The organism is Uliginosibacterium sediminicola, from assembly GCF_039631295.1.
GTDB classification, from domain to species: Bacteria; Pseudomonadota; Gammaproteobacteria; order Burkholderiales; family Rhodocyclaceae; genus Viridibacterium; species Viridibacterium sediminicola.
The window spans coordinates 73884-89489 of sequence record NZ_JBDIVE010000005.1 but is presented as its reverse complement, the minus strand read 5'-3'; the positions used below and the strand labels follow the sequence as shown (position 1 = coordinate 89489).

Annotated in this window: 17 protein-coding genes; 14 read left to right on the top strand and 3 right to left on the bottom strand. The window is 60.2% G+C overall.

Going from position 1 to position 15606, the window contains the following annotated elements:
• Positions 1 to 2 precede the first annotated feature (2 nt).
• From hisF to tatC, 7 genes are all read left to right on the top strand, one after another.
• Positions 3 to 764 carry an imidazole glycerol phosphate synthase subunit HisF gene (gene hisF / locus ABDB84_RS10890; RefSeq protein ID WP_345919754.1) on the top strand — a complete coding sequence of 254 codons (762 nt, stop codon included), beginning with the start codon at positions 3 to 5 and terminating at the stop codon, positions 762 to 764.
• Entirely contained in the window at positions 761 to 1180 is a 420-nt protein-coding gene (hisI, locus tag ABDB84_RS10885; protein WP_345919753.1) for a phosphoribosyl-AMP cyclohydrolase, read from the top strand. The genes hisF and hisI overlap by 4 nt, the downstream gene beginning before the upstream one ends.
• The gene (locus tag ABDB84_RS10880) at positions 1173 to 1496 is read left to right on the top strand and encodes a phosphoribosyl-ATP diphosphatase (protein WP_345919752.1); all 324 of its coding nucleotides are present in this window, start codon (positions 1173 to 1175) and stop codon (positions 1494 to 1496) included. The genes hisI and ABDB84_RS10880 overlap by 8 nt, the downstream gene beginning before the upstream one ends.
• Before the next feature lie 5 nt (positions 1497 to 1501).
• Positions 1502 to 1849, top strand: a complete 348-nt coding sequence (locus ABDB84_RS10875; RefSeq protein WP_345919751.1) for a histidine triad nucleotide-binding protein — start codon at positions 1502 to 1504, stop codon at positions 1847 to 1849.
• Between the two features lie 9 nt (positions 1850 to 1858).
• The gene (tatA, locus tag ABDB84_RS10870; protein WP_345919750.1) at positions 1859 to 2077 is read left to right on the top strand and encodes a Sec-independent protein translocase subunit TatA; all 219 of its coding nucleotides are present in this window, start codon (positions 1859 to 1861) and stop codon (positions 2075 to 2077) included.
• A 98-nt stretch (positions 2078 to 2175) separates the two neighbouring features.
• Positions 2176 to 2670: a Sec-independent protein translocase protein TatB gene (gene tatB, locus ABDB84_RS10865; RefSeq protein ID WP_345919749.1), complete on the top strand. Its 495-nt coding sequence runs from the start codon at positions 2176 to 2178 to the stop codon at positions 2668 to 2670.
• A 7-nt stretch (positions 2671 to 2677) separates the two neighbouring features.
• The gene (gene tatC, locus ABDB84_RS10860; protein WP_345919748.1) at positions 2678 to 3406 is read left to right on the top strand and encodes a twin-arginine translocase subunit TatC; all 729 of its coding nucleotides are present in this window, start codon (positions 2678 to 2680) and stop codon (positions 3404 to 3406) included.
• A gap of 84 nt (positions 3407 to 3490) precedes the next feature.
• Here the strand turns inward: tatC and ABDB84_RS10855 are convergent, their stop codons facing one another.
• Complete coding sequence (locus ABDB84_RS10855) at positions 3491 to 3775, bottom strand: hypothetical protein (protein ID WP_345919747.1); 285 nt, start codon at positions 3773 to 3775, stop codon at positions 3491 to 3493.
• A gap of 93 nt (positions 3776 to 3868) precedes the next feature.
• Positions 3869 to 5035 (bottom strand): Do family serine endopeptidase, encoded by a 1167-nt coding sequence (locus ABDB84_RS10850; protein WP_345919746.1) that lies wholly within the window; start codon positions 5033 to 5035, stop codon positions 3869 to 3871.
• 33 nt (positions 5036 to 5068) lie between these two features.
• On the opposite strand from ABDB84_RS10850, the gene ABDB84_RS10845 reads away from it, so the two are divergent.
• Positions 5069 to 5815 (top strand): Nif3-like dinuclear metal center hexameric protein, encoded by a 747-nt coding sequence (locus ABDB84_RS10845; protein WP_345919745.1) that lies wholly within the window; start codon positions 5069 to 5071, stop codon positions 5813 to 5815.
• Here ABDB84_RS10845 and ABDB84_RS10840 read toward each other — a convergent pair whose 3' ends face one another.
• Positions 5816 to 8152: a type IV pilus assembly protein FimV gene (locus ABDB84_RS10840; RefSeq protein WP_345919744.1), complete on the bottom strand. Its 2337-nt coding sequence runs from the start codon at positions 8150 to 8152 to the stop codon at positions 5816 to 5818.
• A gap of 365 nt (positions 8153 to 8517) precedes the next feature.
• Between ABDB84_RS10840 and sucC the strand changes: the two genes are divergently transcribed.
• From sucC to ABDB84_RS10810, 6 genes are all read left to right on the top strand, one after another.
• Positions 8518 to 9684 (top strand): ADP-forming succinate--CoA ligase subunit beta, encoded by a 1167-nt coding sequence (gene sucC / locus ABDB84_RS10835; RefSeq protein ID WP_345919743.1) that lies wholly within the window; start codon positions 8518 to 8520, stop codon positions 9682 to 9684.
• A gap of 23 nt (positions 9685 to 9707) precedes the next feature.
• A complete protein-coding gene (gene sucD, locus ABDB84_RS10830; protein WP_345919742.1) occupies positions 9708 to 10601 on the top strand; it encodes a succinate--CoA ligase subunit alpha in 894 nt (297 codons plus the stop codon).
• A 61-nt stretch (positions 10602 to 10662) separates the two neighbouring features.
• Positions 10663 to 11361: a TerC family protein gene (locus ABDB84_RS10825; protein WP_345919741.1), complete on the top strand. Its 699-nt coding sequence runs from the start codon at positions 10663 to 10665 to the stop codon at positions 11359 to 11361.
• A gap of 253 nt (positions 11362 to 11614) precedes the next feature.
• Positions 11615 to 12364, top strand: a complete 750-nt coding sequence (locus tag ABDB84_RS10820; protein WP_345919740.1) for an FHA domain-containing protein — start codon at positions 11615 to 11617, stop codon at positions 12362 to 12364.
• A 21-nt stretch (positions 12365 to 12385) separates the two neighbouring features.
• The gene (locus tag ABDB84_RS10815) at positions 12386 to 13159 is read left to right on the top strand and encodes a 3',5'-cyclic-nucleotide phosphodiesterase (protein WP_345919739.1); all 774 of its coding nucleotides are present in this window, start codon (positions 12386 to 12388) and stop codon (positions 13157 to 13159) included.
• Positions 13160 to 13215: 56 nt separating this feature from the next.
• On the top strand, positions 13216 to 15561 hold the full coding sequence (locus tag ABDB84_RS10810) for a GspE/PulE family protein (protein ID WP_345919738.1): 2346 nt from the start codon (positions 13216 to 13218) through the stop codon (positions 15559 to 15561).
• Positions 15562 to 15606: the final 45 nt, after the last annotated feature.

Genomic DNA, 15606 nt, shown 5'->3' with positions numbered 1-15606 from the left:
CCATGCTTGCAAAACGCATCATCCCCTGTCTTGACGTCAATGCCGGTCGTGTCGTCAAAGGTATCAATTTCCTTGAATTGCGCGACGCCGGAGATCCGGTTGAAGTGGCGCGTCGGTATGACGAGCAAGGGGCTGACGAGATTACCTTTCTCGACATCACCGCCAGTTCGGACGAGCGCGACATCATCCTGCACATCGTCGAGCAGGTCGCCAATCAGGTCTTCATTCCGCTGACGGTGGGCGGCGGCGTGCGCACGGTGGCCGATGTGCGCCGCCTGCTCAATGCCGGCGCTGACAAGGTCAGCATGAACAGCGCGGCGCTGAGCAATCCGGACCTGGTGGCCGAGGCTTCCGGCAAGGTCGGCAACCAGTGCATCGTGGTCGCCATCGACGCCAAGCGCAGCGCTGACGACAGCCGCTGGGAAGTGTTTTCACACGGCGGCCGCAAGAACACGGGGCTGGATGCCGTCGAGTGGGCCAAGCGTGTGGCCAGCCTGGGGGCCGGTGAAATTCTGCTCACCAGCATGGATCGCGACGGTACCAAAAGCGGTTTTGATCTGGCACTGACCCGTGCCATTGCCGATGCTGTCAGTATTCCGGTGATCGCCAGCGGCGGAGTCGGCTCGCTGGCGCATCTGGCCGATGGCGTGCAGCAAGGCCGCGCAGACGCGGTGTTGGCCGCCAGCATTTTTCACTACGGAGAACACACGGTGCGCGAAGCCAAGGAGTTCATGCGTGCGCGCGGAATCGAGGTGCGTTTGTGAATGCAGATGTGCGTTGGTTGAATCAGGTCAGCTGGGATGATCAGGGCTTGGTACCTGTGATTGCCCAGGATCACGCAAGCGGCGATGTACTGATGTTCGCCTGGATGAATCGCGAGGCGCTGGAGACCACTGCGCGCACCGGCGAGGCCGTGTATTGGTCGCGCTCGCGGCGCAAGCTGTGGCACAAGGGTGAAGAGTCCGGCCATATCCAGAAGGTGCACGAGCTGCGCATGGATTGCGATAACGATGTCATCCTGCTGCGGATCGAGCAGGTTGGTGGTATTGCCTGCCACACCGGACGGCATAGCTGTTTCTTTCAGAAATATCTGGCTGAGACGGGGTGGGAGACGGTTGAGCCGGTGCTCAAGGACCCCAATCTCATCTACAGCAAGGACGGAGGTAAATCGCATGATTGACCCACACGTTTTGCAACGTTTGTCTGCCACGCTTGTCGAACGCAAGGGTGCCGCACCGGAATCGTCCTACGTCGCCAAGCTCTACGCCAAGGGGACCGACGCCATCTGCAAGAAAGTGGCAGAAGAGGCGGCGGAAACCATCATGGCCGCGAAGGATGGCGATCTGCGTCACCTTGTGTATGAAGTGACTGATGTCTGGTTCCATTCGCTGGTGTTGCTGGCGCACTTCGGTTTGTCCGCCGATGATGTGCTGGCCGAGCTGCATCGGCGCGAAGGCATTTCGGGTATCGACGAAAAGAATTCACGCAAGGAGTAGGGCCCGTGAGCGACTGTATCTTCTGCCGCATCGTTGAGGGCAGCATTCCTGCCAGCAAGGTCTATGAAGATGAAGAGCTGCTGGCTTTTCGTGACATTCATCCGCAAGCGCCGCTGCATTTGCTGATCATCCCGAAAAAGCATATTGCGACCTTGTTCGATGCTGAGCCCGAGGATGCAGCGCTGCTGGGCCGAATGTTGGCGCTGGCCCCCAGACTGGCCCGCGAGCACGGGAGTGCGGACGGTTTTCGTAGCATCATCAACACCGGCAGGGTCGGTGGGCAAGAGGTGTATCATTTGCACCTCCATGTGTTGGGCGGCGAGCAAGGCCTGCCTGCCATGCTGAAGTATTGAGGAGAAATCATGGGTTCATTTAGTTTTGTTCATTGGCTTATCGTGCTGGCCGTCGTCGCCATGATTTTCGGCACCAAGAAGCTGCGTAATATCGGCGAAGATCTTGGTGGTGCGATCAAGGGCTTCAAGCAAGGCATGAAGGATGGTTCGGACGCTGCAGCAGCAGCCCCGGCTGCGCAAGCGAGCGCGCAAACCATCGAAGGTCAGGCAACGGAAAAGAAGTCCTGAGTTACCGTTTGCCACAAGCGGGGCGCTGATCCTTCGGCGCCCTTCGTTTTTGCGGTCGCCTGTGCTGTACATGCGACTGTTCCTGCCAGGTTTTGTCCATGTTTGATTTCAGCATTGCCGAGCTGGGCGTCATTGGCGCAGTTGCATTGGTCGTCATCGGTCCCGAGCAGTTGCCGCGCGTTGCGCGAACGGTTGGCCATCTGACCGGCCGCCTGCGGCGCTACGTCTCGGATGTCAAAGCCGATATCAGTCGCGAGATGGAGATGGCCGACTTCAAGCGCATGCAAGAAGAGGTGGAGTCTTCGCTGCAGCATGTGCAGACGGCTGTGCAGGAAGAGGTTTCCACTCTGGAACAGGCTGCGCAGCACACGCTGGAGCCTGTTGTGGTGAGCGCCTTCGAGGCGGTGACAGAACACACATCGATTGCCGCCCCCGCGCAGGTCGACACGCCCGCTACGGCGTCGGCCGAGCCGGGGCCTGTTGCCGCGTCTGCCGCCGTGCCGCTGGAGCAGGACGTGGCGGCTGAGCCTGCTGTTGATGATAGCCAGCCGGATTTGTTTGCGGCGCCCGCTGCAGCTGAACACAAGCACTGAGTACCCCGTGGCCATTCTCGAAGAATCTTTCCTGTCTCATCTTGTTGAGTTGCGTTCGCGACTGATTCGCGCTGCACTGGCGATCCTGGTGGTCTTTATCTGTCTGATGCCCTGGGCCAGCCAGATCTACGATTTGCTCGCGCTACCCTTGATCAATGCGATGCCGGAAGGGACGCGAATGATCTCGACGGGGGTGGTGGCGCCATTTCTGGTGCCGATCAAGGTGACTGCAATGGCCGCCTTCGTGATTGCCTTGCCTGTTGTGCTCTACCAGACCTGGGCCTTTGTCGCTCCGGGCCTGTATGCGCATGAGCGGCGTTTTGCCCTGCCCGTGGTGGTTGGCAGCACGCTGCTGTTTTTGCTGGGCATGGCCTTCTGCTACTTCTTTGTGTTTGGCATGGTGTTCAAGTTCATCGCTGGTTTTGCGCCAGCGAGCATCACGGTGGCGCCCGATATCGAGCAATACCTGTCCTTCGTGATGAGCATGTTCCTCGCTTTCGGTATCACCTTCGAGGTGCCGATCGTGGTGCTCTTGCTGGTCCGTACGGGCCTGGTGAGCGTTGCCCAGCTGCGCGAAGCGCGGCGCTACGTGATCGTGGGGGCTTTTGTGGTCGCTGCGGTGGTCACGCCGCCCGACGTAACCTCGCAGCTAATGCTGGCAATCCCGATGTGTGTGCTATTCGAGATTGGCTTGCTGCTGGCCAGCCTGATGCAGCGCCGGCAGGACCTGACTTGAGTCAGGCTTGAGTGGCACGCTGAGCGGGTTGGCAGCTCAAGTGCTTGAGCTGCCGAAAACCCGTTGATCGCCCGTGGCAGGCGCTCAGTGTGCGGCCTTAAGGTGTGCCGCGAAGCTGTGTTCAGCGCCGCGTGCAAACTTGTTACTGGCAAACAGACGGCTCAAGGCCGATTCATCCAGCGAGTTTTCATCGCCTTCAAAGCTGATGCCCAGTGACTGGCCGTTGGAGGCGAGGGTCATGAAGGCCATGTGCCACATCCGCGCTTCGAGCATGCGCTCGCGCAATTCACTTTCGTTGTTGATCCGAACGCCGGCATTTTTCAGCGATTCGATGAAGGAATCGACCGATTCCCAGATTTTCTGTCCCATTTTCAATTCACTTTCCCATGCGCGCTTTTTGCAAGCGATGGGCGTACAACGTCGTAACAGCGCTTCAGGTTGACGGCAGATGACAGGAATTTTTCATTCCTGCTGTGTTTTGTCAGGAAGCGGACGTTTGCCGATCTGCAGGGTCAATTCAATCGGGGCGCCTTTACGTACGAACTGGAATTTGACGCTGCTGCCTGGGGTTTGCGCCGCGATCAGCTCCAGCATGCTCTGAGGGTCTGTGATGCTTTGACCGGCAACGCTGACCATCGCGTCCCCGGGTTTGACGCCGCCTTGTTCGGCAGGGCTGTTGCGGGCAACGCCTGCGATCAGCGCGCCTTGCAGCGGGAGCTTGAAGGAGCGCGCCAGTTCAGGCGTGATCTCCTGGATTTCAACGCCGATCCAGCCGCGCGTGACACTGCCGTTGCGGATGATCTCGTCCATGGTCTTGCGCACGCTGTCGGCAGGAATCGCAAAGCCGATCCCCAGTGAGCCGCCAGAGCGCGAGTAAATGGCCGTATTGATGCCGACCAGGTGGCCCTCGGTATCGACCAGGGCGCCGCCGGAGTTGCCGGGGTTGATGGCCGCATCGGTCTGGATGAAGTTCTCGAAGGTATTGATGCCCAGGTGCGAGCGCCCCAGTGCGCTGACAATGCCCATGGTCACGGTTTGGCCAACGCCGAAGGGGTTGCCGATGGCGAGGACCACATCGCCGACATTGAGCGATTTGCTGCTGGCGAAGGTGATGGCCGGCAAGGCTTGCGGGCTCTTGATGCGCAGCACGGCGACATCGCTCTCGGGGTCGCGCCCGACGATTCTGGCGGCAAACTTGCGGCCATCCTGTAGCGCGACTTCGATCTCGTCGGCAGTGTCGATGACGTGGTTATTGGTCAGAATATAGCCTTCAGGGCTGACCACGACCCCTGAGCCCAGTCCCGAAGCACGGCGCTGCGTGCTGCCCTCCGAGCGATCACCGAAGAAGTGCCGGAACAGCGGGTCGTCCATCAGCGGGTGGCGCGGTGTGCGTACATCCTTGCTGGTAAAAATGTGCACCACTGCGGGCAGGGCGGTGCGCGCAGCGGCTGCGTAGCCATTGCCGGAGGGCATTGCGGCCTGCTCCGCAGGCTTGGTCTGGATGTTCAGACTGGGCGGCGTGCGGGACAGTTGTGCCGGCAGCCACTGCGGGCGCAAGGTGCTGAGGGCAAACAGGATCGCCAGTGCGACGGTGACTGTTTGTGCGAAGATGAGCCACAGACGCTGCATGGTGCCAACCCGGTTTTATTTGAGTGAAGCAAGATGAAAAGACACGAACTGCAGGAGTATCTGGACGATTTGCTGCTATCCGCGCGGATCAAGGATTATTGCCCAAACGGTCTGCAGGTGGAAGGTCGTGAGGATATACGGCGCGTGGTTTGCGGGGTGACGGCCAGCCAAGCTTTGATTGATCAGGCCGTGGCGCTGCAGGCAGACGCTATCCTGGTGCATCACGGCTGGTTCTGGCGCGGCGAGGACGGCCGTGTCACTGGCTTTCGCCGCAAGCGTCTGGCGAGTCTGCTGGCGGCGGACATCAATCTGTTTGCCTACCATTTGCCGCTGGATCTGCATCCCCAGCTGGGCAATAACGCACAGCTGGCGGCGCTGCTCGGCTGGCAGATCAGTGGGCGCTGTGGCGATCAGGATCTGATTTTTCTTGGCGATTGCGGGGGCGCGACAACGGCCGGCGAGTTGGCGCAGTCGCTCGCTGCCGCTTTGGGGCGGACCCCCATGCTGATTGGCGATCCGCAGCGCAGCGTCAAGCGCGTGGCTTGGTGTACAGGCGCGGCGCAGTCTAGCTTCGAGCAGGCTATTTTGGCCGGCGCGGATCTCTATCTGTCAGGCGAGATTTCAGAGCCTACCGTGCATCTGGCGCGGGAGAGCGGCGTTGCTTATCTTGCCGCCGGCCATCACGCCACCGAGCGTTACGGTGTCAAGGCGCTCGGTACGCATCTGGCAGAACGCTTCGGGCTGCAGGTGGATTTCCTCGATGTGGACAATCCGGTCTGATCAGAGGTCCTTGTCGCGCGGCTCGAAGCGCGTCTTGGCGTGGGTCTGATCATCGTCATCGTCAGGCAGGTCGTCGAGATTGATGGTCAGCGTGGTGCTCAGGTCGCTTGAGTCCATGTCCAGCCCCAGATCCAGATCAGTCGAACCCATGTCGAAGTTCAGATCCAGCAGTTCTTCCGTGGGTTTGGCAGGCTCCAGACCGGACTCCAGCACCGCCGCAGTGGCCGACAGCGCAGCAGCTGTGCCCGCCGCCGCCGGCAGGGTCGGGGTCAGGAGTTGCTCGGTGGGCATTTTCAGCGTGGGGGCGACTGTATTGGCTGTATTGGCGCTGGCGTGCGAGCTGGCATTGGCCGGTGCAGCTGCTTTGCCAAGGTTGGCGCCATCGGTGTCAGGTTTGTAGGGGCCAAGCTGTGCTTCAAGAATGCCCATCAGCAGCAGGATTTCATCGACAATCGCCAGCGGGAAGCCTTGGCGCGAGCCCTGGCGGTTATCGCGCAGCAGTTCGTACAGCCAGGCCTGGCATTCGCGCGTGCCCCATTGGGCGCATAGCCGGCTGTTCAGATGAGCGATGTTTTCAATTGATTCGGGTGCCTGCATGGCCACCTCGAATTCTTCCCAGGCGACCGGCTTGACGTTGAAAGTCTTGTTCAGCTGAGCGGTCAGCGCTTCGAACTCGGTGCGCATTTCTGCTGCTTTATAGACTTCCAGCAGCTTGACCCAGGGGCGGACAGCCTGCTTCGGATTGTTGCGGATGAAGTCTGCCAGCGTCTGTGCGGCGCCTTGCACACGGCCGAAGGACATCATGATCTCGGCCAGCTCGACGGCTGAATTGTGCTCTTCCAGGTCTTCGCCGATGTGCAGCACCGAGGTCGGGCCGATTTCGCTGAGGCTGGGCAGGTCGTCAGAGGCGCCAGGGCGTTGTTCTGGGCTGCTACTGGGTTTGTGCTCGGGCCAGATGTCTTCTTCGGTCAGCGGCTCATACAGATTGTCGGCCGCAGAGGCGCTCTGCGTCGGTCCAGCTTCGTCGAGAATCAGCGTTTTTTCAGCAGACCGGGCGCGGCGCTGCCGCAGCAGGGCCAGCACCAGGATCAGCAGTACAAGCAGCAGTGCCGCTGGCCACAGCCACCAGGGCACGGCGCTAAAGCTCAGCGCAGACTCCACCTGAGCTTTGCTGGGCAGGCTCGCAGGCGTTGCACTGTTGCTGCTGTTGCCGGCAGGCACGCCGTTGGCCAGCACGGCCTGCTGGGTCTGGATGCGCTGTTCCAGCGCCTGTACGGCTGACTGCATCTGCGTTTGCAGGGCTTCGAGCTGGCGCAGCTTCTCACTCAGCTCGAGCTGGGTGGCGATCTTCTCGTCGAGCGTGGCGATCAACTGCAGATCGGTGCGCAGCTGGGCGCGCTCTTTCTCCGACAGATCCTTGCGGCCAGCCAGCGTGGTGTCCATTTGCAGGGTGGGCAGCGCTGCGCTGCCCACGATCAGGCGTTGCTGCGGTTCCCCGCTGCGCTTGCTGCGCGCGGGAGCCGGGGCGGCGGCCGGGCTCGCTGCGGCTTTACGAACTGGAGGTGCTGGATGTTCAGCGGCGCTGGGCAAGCGCTTGTTGTCCAGCGCCTGCATATCCGGCAGCTGTAGCTCCAGGCCGGCGGGCAGCTGGGCGCTGTCCTTCGTGTTGCCCAGCTTGTCGGCATTTTGTGCACGGATCAGGTTTGCGTAATCGCGCTGCAGGCTCTTGCTGTCCGGGAAAAAGCTTTGCGCGATGCTGCGCAAGCTCTCGCCCGCGCGGGTGCGCAGGGTTGATGCCGGCGCGCTGGTGTCGGGTGCGGCTTTGGGCGCCGGGCTTGGCGTGGCTTTGATGACGGCCGGGGTGATCTCGTTGCTGCCGGGCGGGTTGAGCAGCAGCGTGTATTCGCGACGCAGCGAAGTGCCGCAGTCCAGGCGGACGGCGAGCATGATGACGGGCGAGTTGATCGGCTGCGTTGAATTGATGATCAGGACTTGCTGGCCATCCTGGGCCATCAGCTGCAGGCGTCCGTTACGCAGCCAGGGCAGATCGTCTGCGCTGCTGGCGCGCGGACCTTCAAGGCGGATGCACTCCGTGCTCAGGCCGTCATCGGCCGTGCCTTGCAGGGGAATGCGTACTTGCAGGAGCTGGCCGATATGACTGCTGGTCTGTGCTTCGCCGAGGCCTACGGAGTAAGCCGGTGTCGTCAGGCTCAGGCAAGCCAGCGCCAGCAATGGCGACCACACCCGGGCGAGCAGGTAAATTGGCCGGGCCGGCCTGAGATGCAGCAGGCGGCCGGATTGGCGAAGCTTGCTGATGGAGGCTGTGGATGAAGTCATTTGCAGCGATTTTACCTGACGGACGTGATCTGTTTTCCGAAAATGCCTGTTCGTACAAAACAATTTAAGCGTGTCAGCGCAATCTCCATGCCAGAGGCGCAATGTGCAGCACCGATATGGTATGCCAAGATTTTCCTCAGTAGTTGCATCGATTGTGCGTAACAGCAATGCTTTGGGTACAATAATGTGCTCATCCAGTCCATGCGCCGGATCAATCTCTTTCGAGACGATCCGAATGTGACCCCCTTGTGTGTGCCACTGTCATATCGACGGCGACAGCGGTCCGGATGGACGACTACAACCCACAATGTTACGAACCCGTGCCGTGGCCAAGCTTTGGCCTGTTGCGCGCTTGAAGGGCAGACATGAAAATTCACGAGTATCAGGCAAAAGAAATCTTGCGCAAATACGGGGTGGTGACGCCTCGTGGTGTTCCTTGCTTCAGCGTGGACGAAGCCGTGGCTGCGGCTGACACCCTGGGCGGTTCGATCTGGGTCGTCAAGGCACAGATCCATGCCGGCGGTCGCGGCAAGGGTGGCGGCGTCAAGCTGGCCCGCTCCAAGGAAGAAGTGCGCACGCTTGCAGGGCAAATCCTGGGCATGCAGCTGGTGACGCACCAGACTGGCCCCGAAGGTCAGAAGGTTCGCCGCCTGATGATCGAAGAAGGTGCAGACATCAAGAAGGAATATTATGTCGCTGCGCTGACGGACCGTGCTACGCAGAAGGTCGCCATGATGGCTTCCAGCGAAGGTGGCATGGACATCGAAGAAGTTGCGCACAACACGCCCGAGAAGATCATCAAGGTCTTCATTGATCCGGCCACCGGCCTGACCGATGCGCAAGGTCTGGAGCTGGCCAATGGCATTGGCGTGCCGGAAGGCTCGATCGACAAGGCGATCGACACTTTCAAGAAGCTCTACACCTGCTACATGGAAACCGATGCCTCGCTGGCGGAAATCAACCCGCTGATCCTTGAAGGCAACGGCAACATTAAGGCGCTGGACGCCAAGTTCAACTTCGATCCGAACGCGTTGTTCCGTCATCCGGACATCGTCGCCTACCGCGACCTGGACGAAGAAGACGCCGCTGAAATCGAAGCTTCCAAGTTCGATCTGGCCTACATCTCGCTCGACGGCAACATCGGCTGTCTGGTCAATGGCGCCGGTCTGGCCATGGCCACCATGGACACCATCAAGCTGTTCGGCGCCGAGCCGGCCAACTTCCTCGACGTCGGTGGCGGCGCCACCACCGAGAAGGTGACCGAAGCTTTCAAGATCATGCTCAAGAACCCTGCAGTCAAGGGCATCCTGGTCAATATCTTCGGCGGCATCATGAAGTGCGACACCATCGCCAACGGCGTGGTGACGGCTGCGCGTGAAGTCAAGCTGGCTGTGCCGCTGGTGGTGCGCATGAAGGGTACCAACGAAGATCTGGGCAAGAAGATTCTTGCCGAGTCGGGTCTTCCCATCATCGCTGCCGACAGCATGGCAGAAGCCGCCCAGAAGATTGTCGCCGCCGTCGCAACGGCGTGAGCCATAGGTCAGGAGTTTAATAAATGTCGATTTTCATCAACAAAGATACCAAGGTCATCACCCAGGGCATCACGGGCAAGACCGGGCAGTTCCACACCGAGAAGTGCCAGGAATACGCAAACGGCAAGAACTGTTTCGTCGCAGGCGTCAATCCCAAGAAGGCGGGCGAGTCGATCTTCAATATCCCCATTTACGGTTCGGTGAAGGAAGCCGCTGCCGAGACGGGCGCTACGGTTTCCGTGATCTACGTGCCGCCGGCCGGCGCCGCCGCTGCGATCTGGGAAGCTGTCGAAGCCGATCTGGATCTGGCCATCTGCATCACCGAAGGCATTCCGGTGCGTGACATGCTGGAAGTGCGCAACAAGATGAAGGCCAAGGAAGCTGCGGGCGGCAAGAAGACCCTGCTGCTCGGCCCGAACTGCCCGGGTCTGATCACGCCGGACGAAATCAAGATCGGTATCATGCCCGGCCATATCCACCGCAAGGGGCGCATCGGTGTCGTCTCGCGTTCGGGTACCCTGACCTATGAAGCCGTGGCACAGCTGACCGAAATCGGCCTGGGCCAGTCTTCGGCTGTCGGTATCGGTGGCGATCCGATCAATGGCCTCAAGCACATCGACGTGATGCGTGCTTTCAACGACGATCCCGACACCGATGCGGTCATCATGATTGGCGAAATCGGTGGTCCGGACGAAGCCGAAGCGGCACAATGGTGCAAGGCCAACATGAAGAAGCCGGTGGTCGGCTTCATCGCGGGTGTTACGGCACCGGCCGGCAAGCGCATGGGCCACGCAGGTGCGCTGATCTCTGGTGGTGCTGATACGGCCGATGCCAAGCTCGCCATCATGGAAGAGTGCGGTTTTACCGTCACGCGCAACCCCTCGGAAATGGGCAAACTGCTCAAGAGCGTGCTCTGATTTGAATCTGTTGTGATGGGCATAAAGGGCCGCTTATGCGGCCCTTTTTTTGGAGGTACAGATGGAACAGTTTTTGACGCCGGACTTTTTTATTGCGGTCGGGCAGATCATCATGATCGATATTTTGCTGGGTGGCGATAATGCGGTGGTCATTGCATTGGCCTGTCGAAGGCTGCCGGACCATCTGCGCCTCAAAGGGGTTTTGTGGGGAACCGCCGGCGCCGTCTTGTTGAGAGTGGTGTTGATTTTCTTTGCGCTCAGTTTGCTGCAGCTGCCGTTTTTGAAGCTGTGCGGAGCCCTGCTGTTGATTTGGATTGGCTGCAAGTTGCTGGGGCAAGGGGATGATGAGCACGATAATATCGAGCCCAGTGATCGCTTGCTGGCTGCCGTGCGAACAGTCATCGTGGCTGATCTGGTGATGAGTGTCGATAATGTGATCGCGATTGCTGGCGCAGCCGAGACCGCTGGCGGGCATCGCATGCCGCTCGTTATCTTTGGATTGTTGGTGAGCATTCCCATCATTGTTTTCGGTAGCCAGCTGGTCATGCGCCTGATGGAGCGTTTCCCTTGGGTGATTACCTTTGGCGGCATGTTGCTTGGCTGGATCGCAGGTGAGATGCTGTTGGGCGAATCGGCGCTGTCCGCCTGGTTCAGCGGTGTTGAGTGGTTGCATTATGGTCTGCCGCTGGCGGGGGCATTGCTTGTTCTGGTGTTGGGGAATTGGCAATGGTTCTTGCGCCGGCGTGACGCATCGACTTGATGGTGCGACTGCCCGGCCCGGAGCTTGCAGGCCGGTCGGTGACGCTTTGTCATGGAGCGGCGCCCGCAGGGCGGTTATCATTGGCGCTTGGCCCGGCATCGCTGCAAAGCTGGGCGCTTGCCTCAAGCTATGGCGCGAGCGGCCGAAATGATGAGGATCGCTCCCGCCAGTCTGTCCATACAGTGCTTGATCGGGCTGGGTTTGCCGGTGGCGTGGCTGCAGGTGGCCTGATGACGTCGAGTTCGGGGAAAAGATGGCAAAGCTGATTCTGAGCATGGATGGTCTGGTCCTCAAGGAAATCACCTTGATCAAGGAGCGGACGAGCATTGGCCGCAAGCCGCACAACGACATCCAGATCGACAATCTGGCGATCAGTGGCGAGCATGCGATCATCGTCGTCATTCTCGATGATGCGTTTCTGGAAGACCTGAACAGCACCAATGGCACCTATGTCAATGGTCAGCCGGTCAAGAAGCATGTGCTCAAGGACGGTGACATGGTGGAACTGGGCAAGTACCGCCTCAAGTTCATCAAGGAAAGCGCCGAGTTCATGTCCTCGAGCACCTTCGACAAGGCCTTTGTCGGCGTGCCCGAGCCGGATCCGCTGGCCGCTGCGCCGCGTGGCCATACCGAGACCATGGTGGGTTTTGGCACCGAGACCGTGGCCGCAGATATCGGGACGGCTACGAGCTGGGCCGCACCGGGCGACATGCTCAAAACCAAGCCGGACCAGGCGGTGGGGATGGTGCAGATCCTCTCCGGGAAAAATGCCGGGCGCGAGCTCGAGCTCTCCAAGTCTCTGACGACGCTGGGAAAACCCGGGACTCAAGTGGCGGTCATCACGCGTCGCCCGCACGGCTACTTCATTACTCATGTCGAAGGGGGCAGCTTCCCTATCGTCAATGGTCGGCAGATCGATGCCCAGGCCCATCTTCTGGTTGATCAGGATGTGATTGAGCTGGCCGGCGTAAAAATGGGCTTTTATCTGCGGCCGCTTGGCTGAGGCAGCAGCGCGCGGCTGGCCATGGAAATTCGGGTCCTGGGCTGTAGTGGCGGCATCGGTGGTCTGGCGACCAGGACGACTTCCCTGTTGCTCGACGAAGATGTCCTGATCGACTGCGGTACCGGTTTGTCGGTACTCTCCTTTGAGTCGCTGCTGAAGATCAACCACGTCTTCATTACCCATTCCCATCTCGACCATATCGCGCTCTTGCCGCTGCTGGTCGACACGGTGGGGGAGTTCCGCAGCCAGCCGATTACGGTGCACGCCTGTGCTGAAACCGTTCACATTCTGCGTGCGCACATCTTCAACTGGCTGGTGTGGCCGGATTTCACTGCGATTCCGGATCGCGAACATCCCTATCTGCGGCTGCAGGTCATGGAGGTTGGCGAGACCATCCGCCTGGGGCAGCGTCTGATCACCGCACTGCCGGCCTTGCACTCGGTGCCGGCGGTTGGCTATTGCGTCAGCGGACGTGGCGGGAGTCTGGCCTTCAGCGGTGATACCGGGCTGTGCGAGCCCTTGATCGAGGCGCTCAATGGCATCAGCGATTTACGCTATCTGTTGGTCGAAACAGCTTTTGCCGATGCGCAGCACGATCTGGCGCTGGCGGCGCGGCACATGTGCCCGAGTACCTTGCGCCTGATGCTCTCGCGCCTCAAAGTGCAGCCCGAGGTATTCGTGACCCATCTCAAACCGGGCATGCAGGACGTGATCGCGCGCGAACTGGCGCTTGGATTTGGCACCCTCAAGCCTGCCTTGCTCAGCAATGAGCAACGATTTGTGCTGCAAGACTGAAGTACTATGCGCTCCTGCCGTTAAAGCTGTTTGACCCCTAGTCGTGTGGAGATGGTATGAGTCTGAGTCCCAAGCCCAATGCGATGGCAAGGCGTCTGGCCTTCTTCAAAGGGCTGCAGGCGTTGACCGCCCGGGTACAGGAAACCCATAACATCGATGGCGCCATCGCAGCGGTGGCGGTCGATGTCTGTGCGCTGTTCGGTGCCGAGCGCTTCGCGATTTATATCGTGGATGATTCCGGGACGACGGTTTCCGCGCGTCTGAAAACCGGACAGCATGTAGCACGCACGGTGCGTGTCCCCATCTCCGAAAAATCGATTGTCGGCTGCGTGGCGGCGCGACGCCAGCTGCTCAATATCTGCAACGTCTATGACGAAGCGGAGCTGCGTGCGATCTCGTCCGAGCTTGAATTCCGCCAGGACGTGGATGAGCGCAGCGGCGCACGCACCAAGCAGATGCTGGCGGCACCCCTGATCAATGTGCAGAGCCAGCAGCTGATCGGCGTTGTGCAGCTGATCAACACCATCGATGCGCAGCCCTTCTCGGCGATCGAAGAGGAGGGCTTGCTGGCGCTGACGCAAACGCTCTCGGCGGTCTTCGCGCAATTGCTCAAGGCCGAGGCGCCGCTGCATTCCAAGTTCGATCTGCTGGTGCGCAGTGGCAGCCTGAGCGGTCAGCAGCTGGAGGAGCTGGCTGAAAAAGCCCGCCAGCAGGGCGTGGATCTCGAAGATTATCTGCTCGACGCCTGTGGTTGTTCACTCGCCGAGCTCGGTGAGTCGATGTCCAAGTTCTATGGCGTGCCGTACGAAGCCTTCCACGCAGATCGCATCCGTCCGATGGATCTGCTGCGCAATCTCAAACGCGAATACGCCGAGCAGAATCAATGGTTGCCGCTGGAAGAGAATGCCGAAGGGATCGTGATCCTGGCCGTTGATCCCGGGCAGGTGATGGGCTCGCGGGTGGCGCAGAACGTGTTCCAGCACGCCAAGCTGCTTTACCGCGTGTGCAGCCGGCGCGAATTTACACGCACGGTGGCGCAATTCTTCGAGCAGGTGGCGGATGATTTCTCGGTCGGCGATCTGCTTTCCGATATGAGTGAGGACGGCGAAGCGCCGACCACTGAAGATTTCAACGCCGCTTCGGACAACGAGCTGGTCAAGCTGGTCAATCGCATCATTGTCGATGCGCATCGCCAGGGCGCTTCCGATATCCACATCGAGCCGCGGCCCGGCAAGGAAAAGACCCTTGTGCGCTTCCGCGTCGACGGCATGCTCACGCCCTACATCGAGGTGCCTGCGAGCTATCGCAATGCCCTGGTGGCGCGCATCAAGATCATGTCCGAACTCGACATTTCCGAGCGCCGCAAGCCGCAGGATGGCAAGATCCGCTTCCGCAAGTACGGCCCGCTCGATCTGGAGCTGCGTGTGGCAACCATTCCCACCGCTGGCGGGATGGAAGATGTCGTCATGCGTCTGTTGCAGCAGGGGGAGCCGATTCCGCTGAGCGCGTTGTCGTTGTCGGACCATAATCTGTTCCGCCTCAAGGAAACCATCTCCAAACCCTATGGCATCTTTTTCGTCTGCGGCCCGACTGGCTCGGGCAAGACGACGACGCTGCACTCCATCCTCAAGCACATCAACAAGCCGGATACCAAGATCTGGACCGCTGAAGATCCGGTCGAAATCACCCAGAAAGGCCTGCGTCAGGTGCAGGTCAATCGCAAGGCGGGGCTGGATTTTCCGGTAGTCATGCGTGCGTTTTTGCGTGCCGACCCGGATGTCATCATGGTCGGCGAAATGCGTGATGTGGAAACCGTGTCCATCGGTCTGGAAGCCTCGCTGACGGGCCACCTGGTGTTCTCCACCCTGCACACCAATAGCGCGCCGGAATCCATCGTGCGCCTGCTCGACATGGGTATGGATCCCTTCAACTTTGCCGATGCCTTGCTCGGCGTGTTGGCCCAGCGCCTGACGCGGCGCCTGTGCCGCAGCTGCGGTGAGTCCTACGTGGCCGACGAGGCGGAAATCAATACCCTGCTCGACGAGTACTGCGAAGACTTGCGCCACAGCCCGCGTTTCATGGCTGATCCGCAGGCGGCGCGTGAGGCCATTCTGGACGATTGGCGAAAACAATATGCCGACGAGAATGGCCAGTTCTCCCTGGTCAGGCCGGTCGGTTGTGTCGAGTGCAATAACACTGGATATCGCGGCCGGATCGGCCTGCATGAGCTGATGCTCGGCACCGATACGGCCAAGCGCCTGATCCAGACCCGCGCACTGGTTTCCGAGCTGCTGACGGCAGCGTTGAACGATGGCATGCGTACCTTGCGCCAGGATGGCATCGAGAAAGTGCTGGCAGGCATGACCGACATGGTCCAGGTGCGCAAGGTCAGCATCCGCTAGCGCTGTGGCGCTGTGGTGCTTTACGCAACAAAGTGCGCGCGCGTG

What these genes read in the sequence shown, in the direction of transcription:
- hisF (WP_345919754.1), top strand. Translation starts at nt 3, where the DNA reads ATGCTTGCAAAACGCATCATCCCCTGTCTTGACGTCAATGCCGGTCGT.
- ABDB84_RS10825 (WP_345919741.1), top strand. Translation starts at nt 10,663, where the DNA reads ATGGAACAGTTTTTGACGCCGGACTTTTTTATTGCGGTCGGGCAGATC.
- sucC (WP_345919743.1), top strand. Translation starts at nt 8,518, where the DNA reads ATGAAAATTCACGAGTATCAGGCAAAAGAAATCTTGCGCAAATACGGG.
- ABDB84_RS10815 (WP_345919739.1), top strand. Translation starts at nt 12,386, where the DNA reads ATGGAAATTCGGGTCCTGGGCTGTAGTGGCGGCATCGGTGGTCTGGCG.
- ABDB84_RS10820 (WP_345919740.1), top strand. Translation starts at nt 11,615, where the DNA reads ATGGCAAAGCTGATTCTGAGCATGGATGGTCTGGTCCTCAAGGAAATC.
- ABDB84_RS10840 (WP_345919744.1), bottom strand. Translation starts at nt 8,152, where the DNA reads ATGACTTCATCCACAGCCTCCATCAGCAAGCTTCGCCAATCCGGCCGC.
- tatB (WP_345919749.1), top strand. Translation starts at nt 2,176, where the DNA reads ATGTTTGATTTCAGCATTGCCGAGCTGGGCGTCATTGGCGCAGTTGCA.
- ABDB84_RS10855 (WP_345919747.1), bottom strand. Translation starts at nt 3,775, where the DNA reads ATGGGACAGAAAATCTGGGAATCGGTCGATTCCTTCATCGAATCGCTG.
- ABDB84_RS10845 (WP_345919745.1), top strand. Translation starts at nt 5,069, where the DNA reads ATGAAAAGACACGAACTGCAGGAGTATCTGGACGATTTGCTGCTATCC.
- ABDB84_RS10880 (WP_345919752.1), top strand. Translation starts at nt 1,173, where the DNA reads ATGATTGACCCACACGTTTTGCAACGTTTGTCTGCCACGCTTGTCGAA.
- sucD (WP_345919742.1), top strand. Translation starts at nt 9,708, where the DNA reads ATGTCGATTTTCATCAACAAAGATACCAAGGTCATCACCCAGGGCATC.
- ABDB84_RS10810 (WP_345919738.1), top strand. Translation starts at nt 13,216, where the DNA reads ATGAGTCTGAGTCCCAAGCCCAATGCGATGGCAAGGCGTCTGGCCTTC.
- tatA (WP_345919750.1), top strand. Translation starts at nt 1,859, where the DNA reads ATGGGTTCATTTAGTTTTGTTCATTGGCTTATCGTGCTGGCCGTCGTC.
- ABDB84_RS10850 (WP_345919746.1), bottom strand. Translation starts at nt 5,035, where the DNA reads ATGCAGCGTCTGTGGCTCATCTTCGCACAAACAGTCACCGTCGCACTG.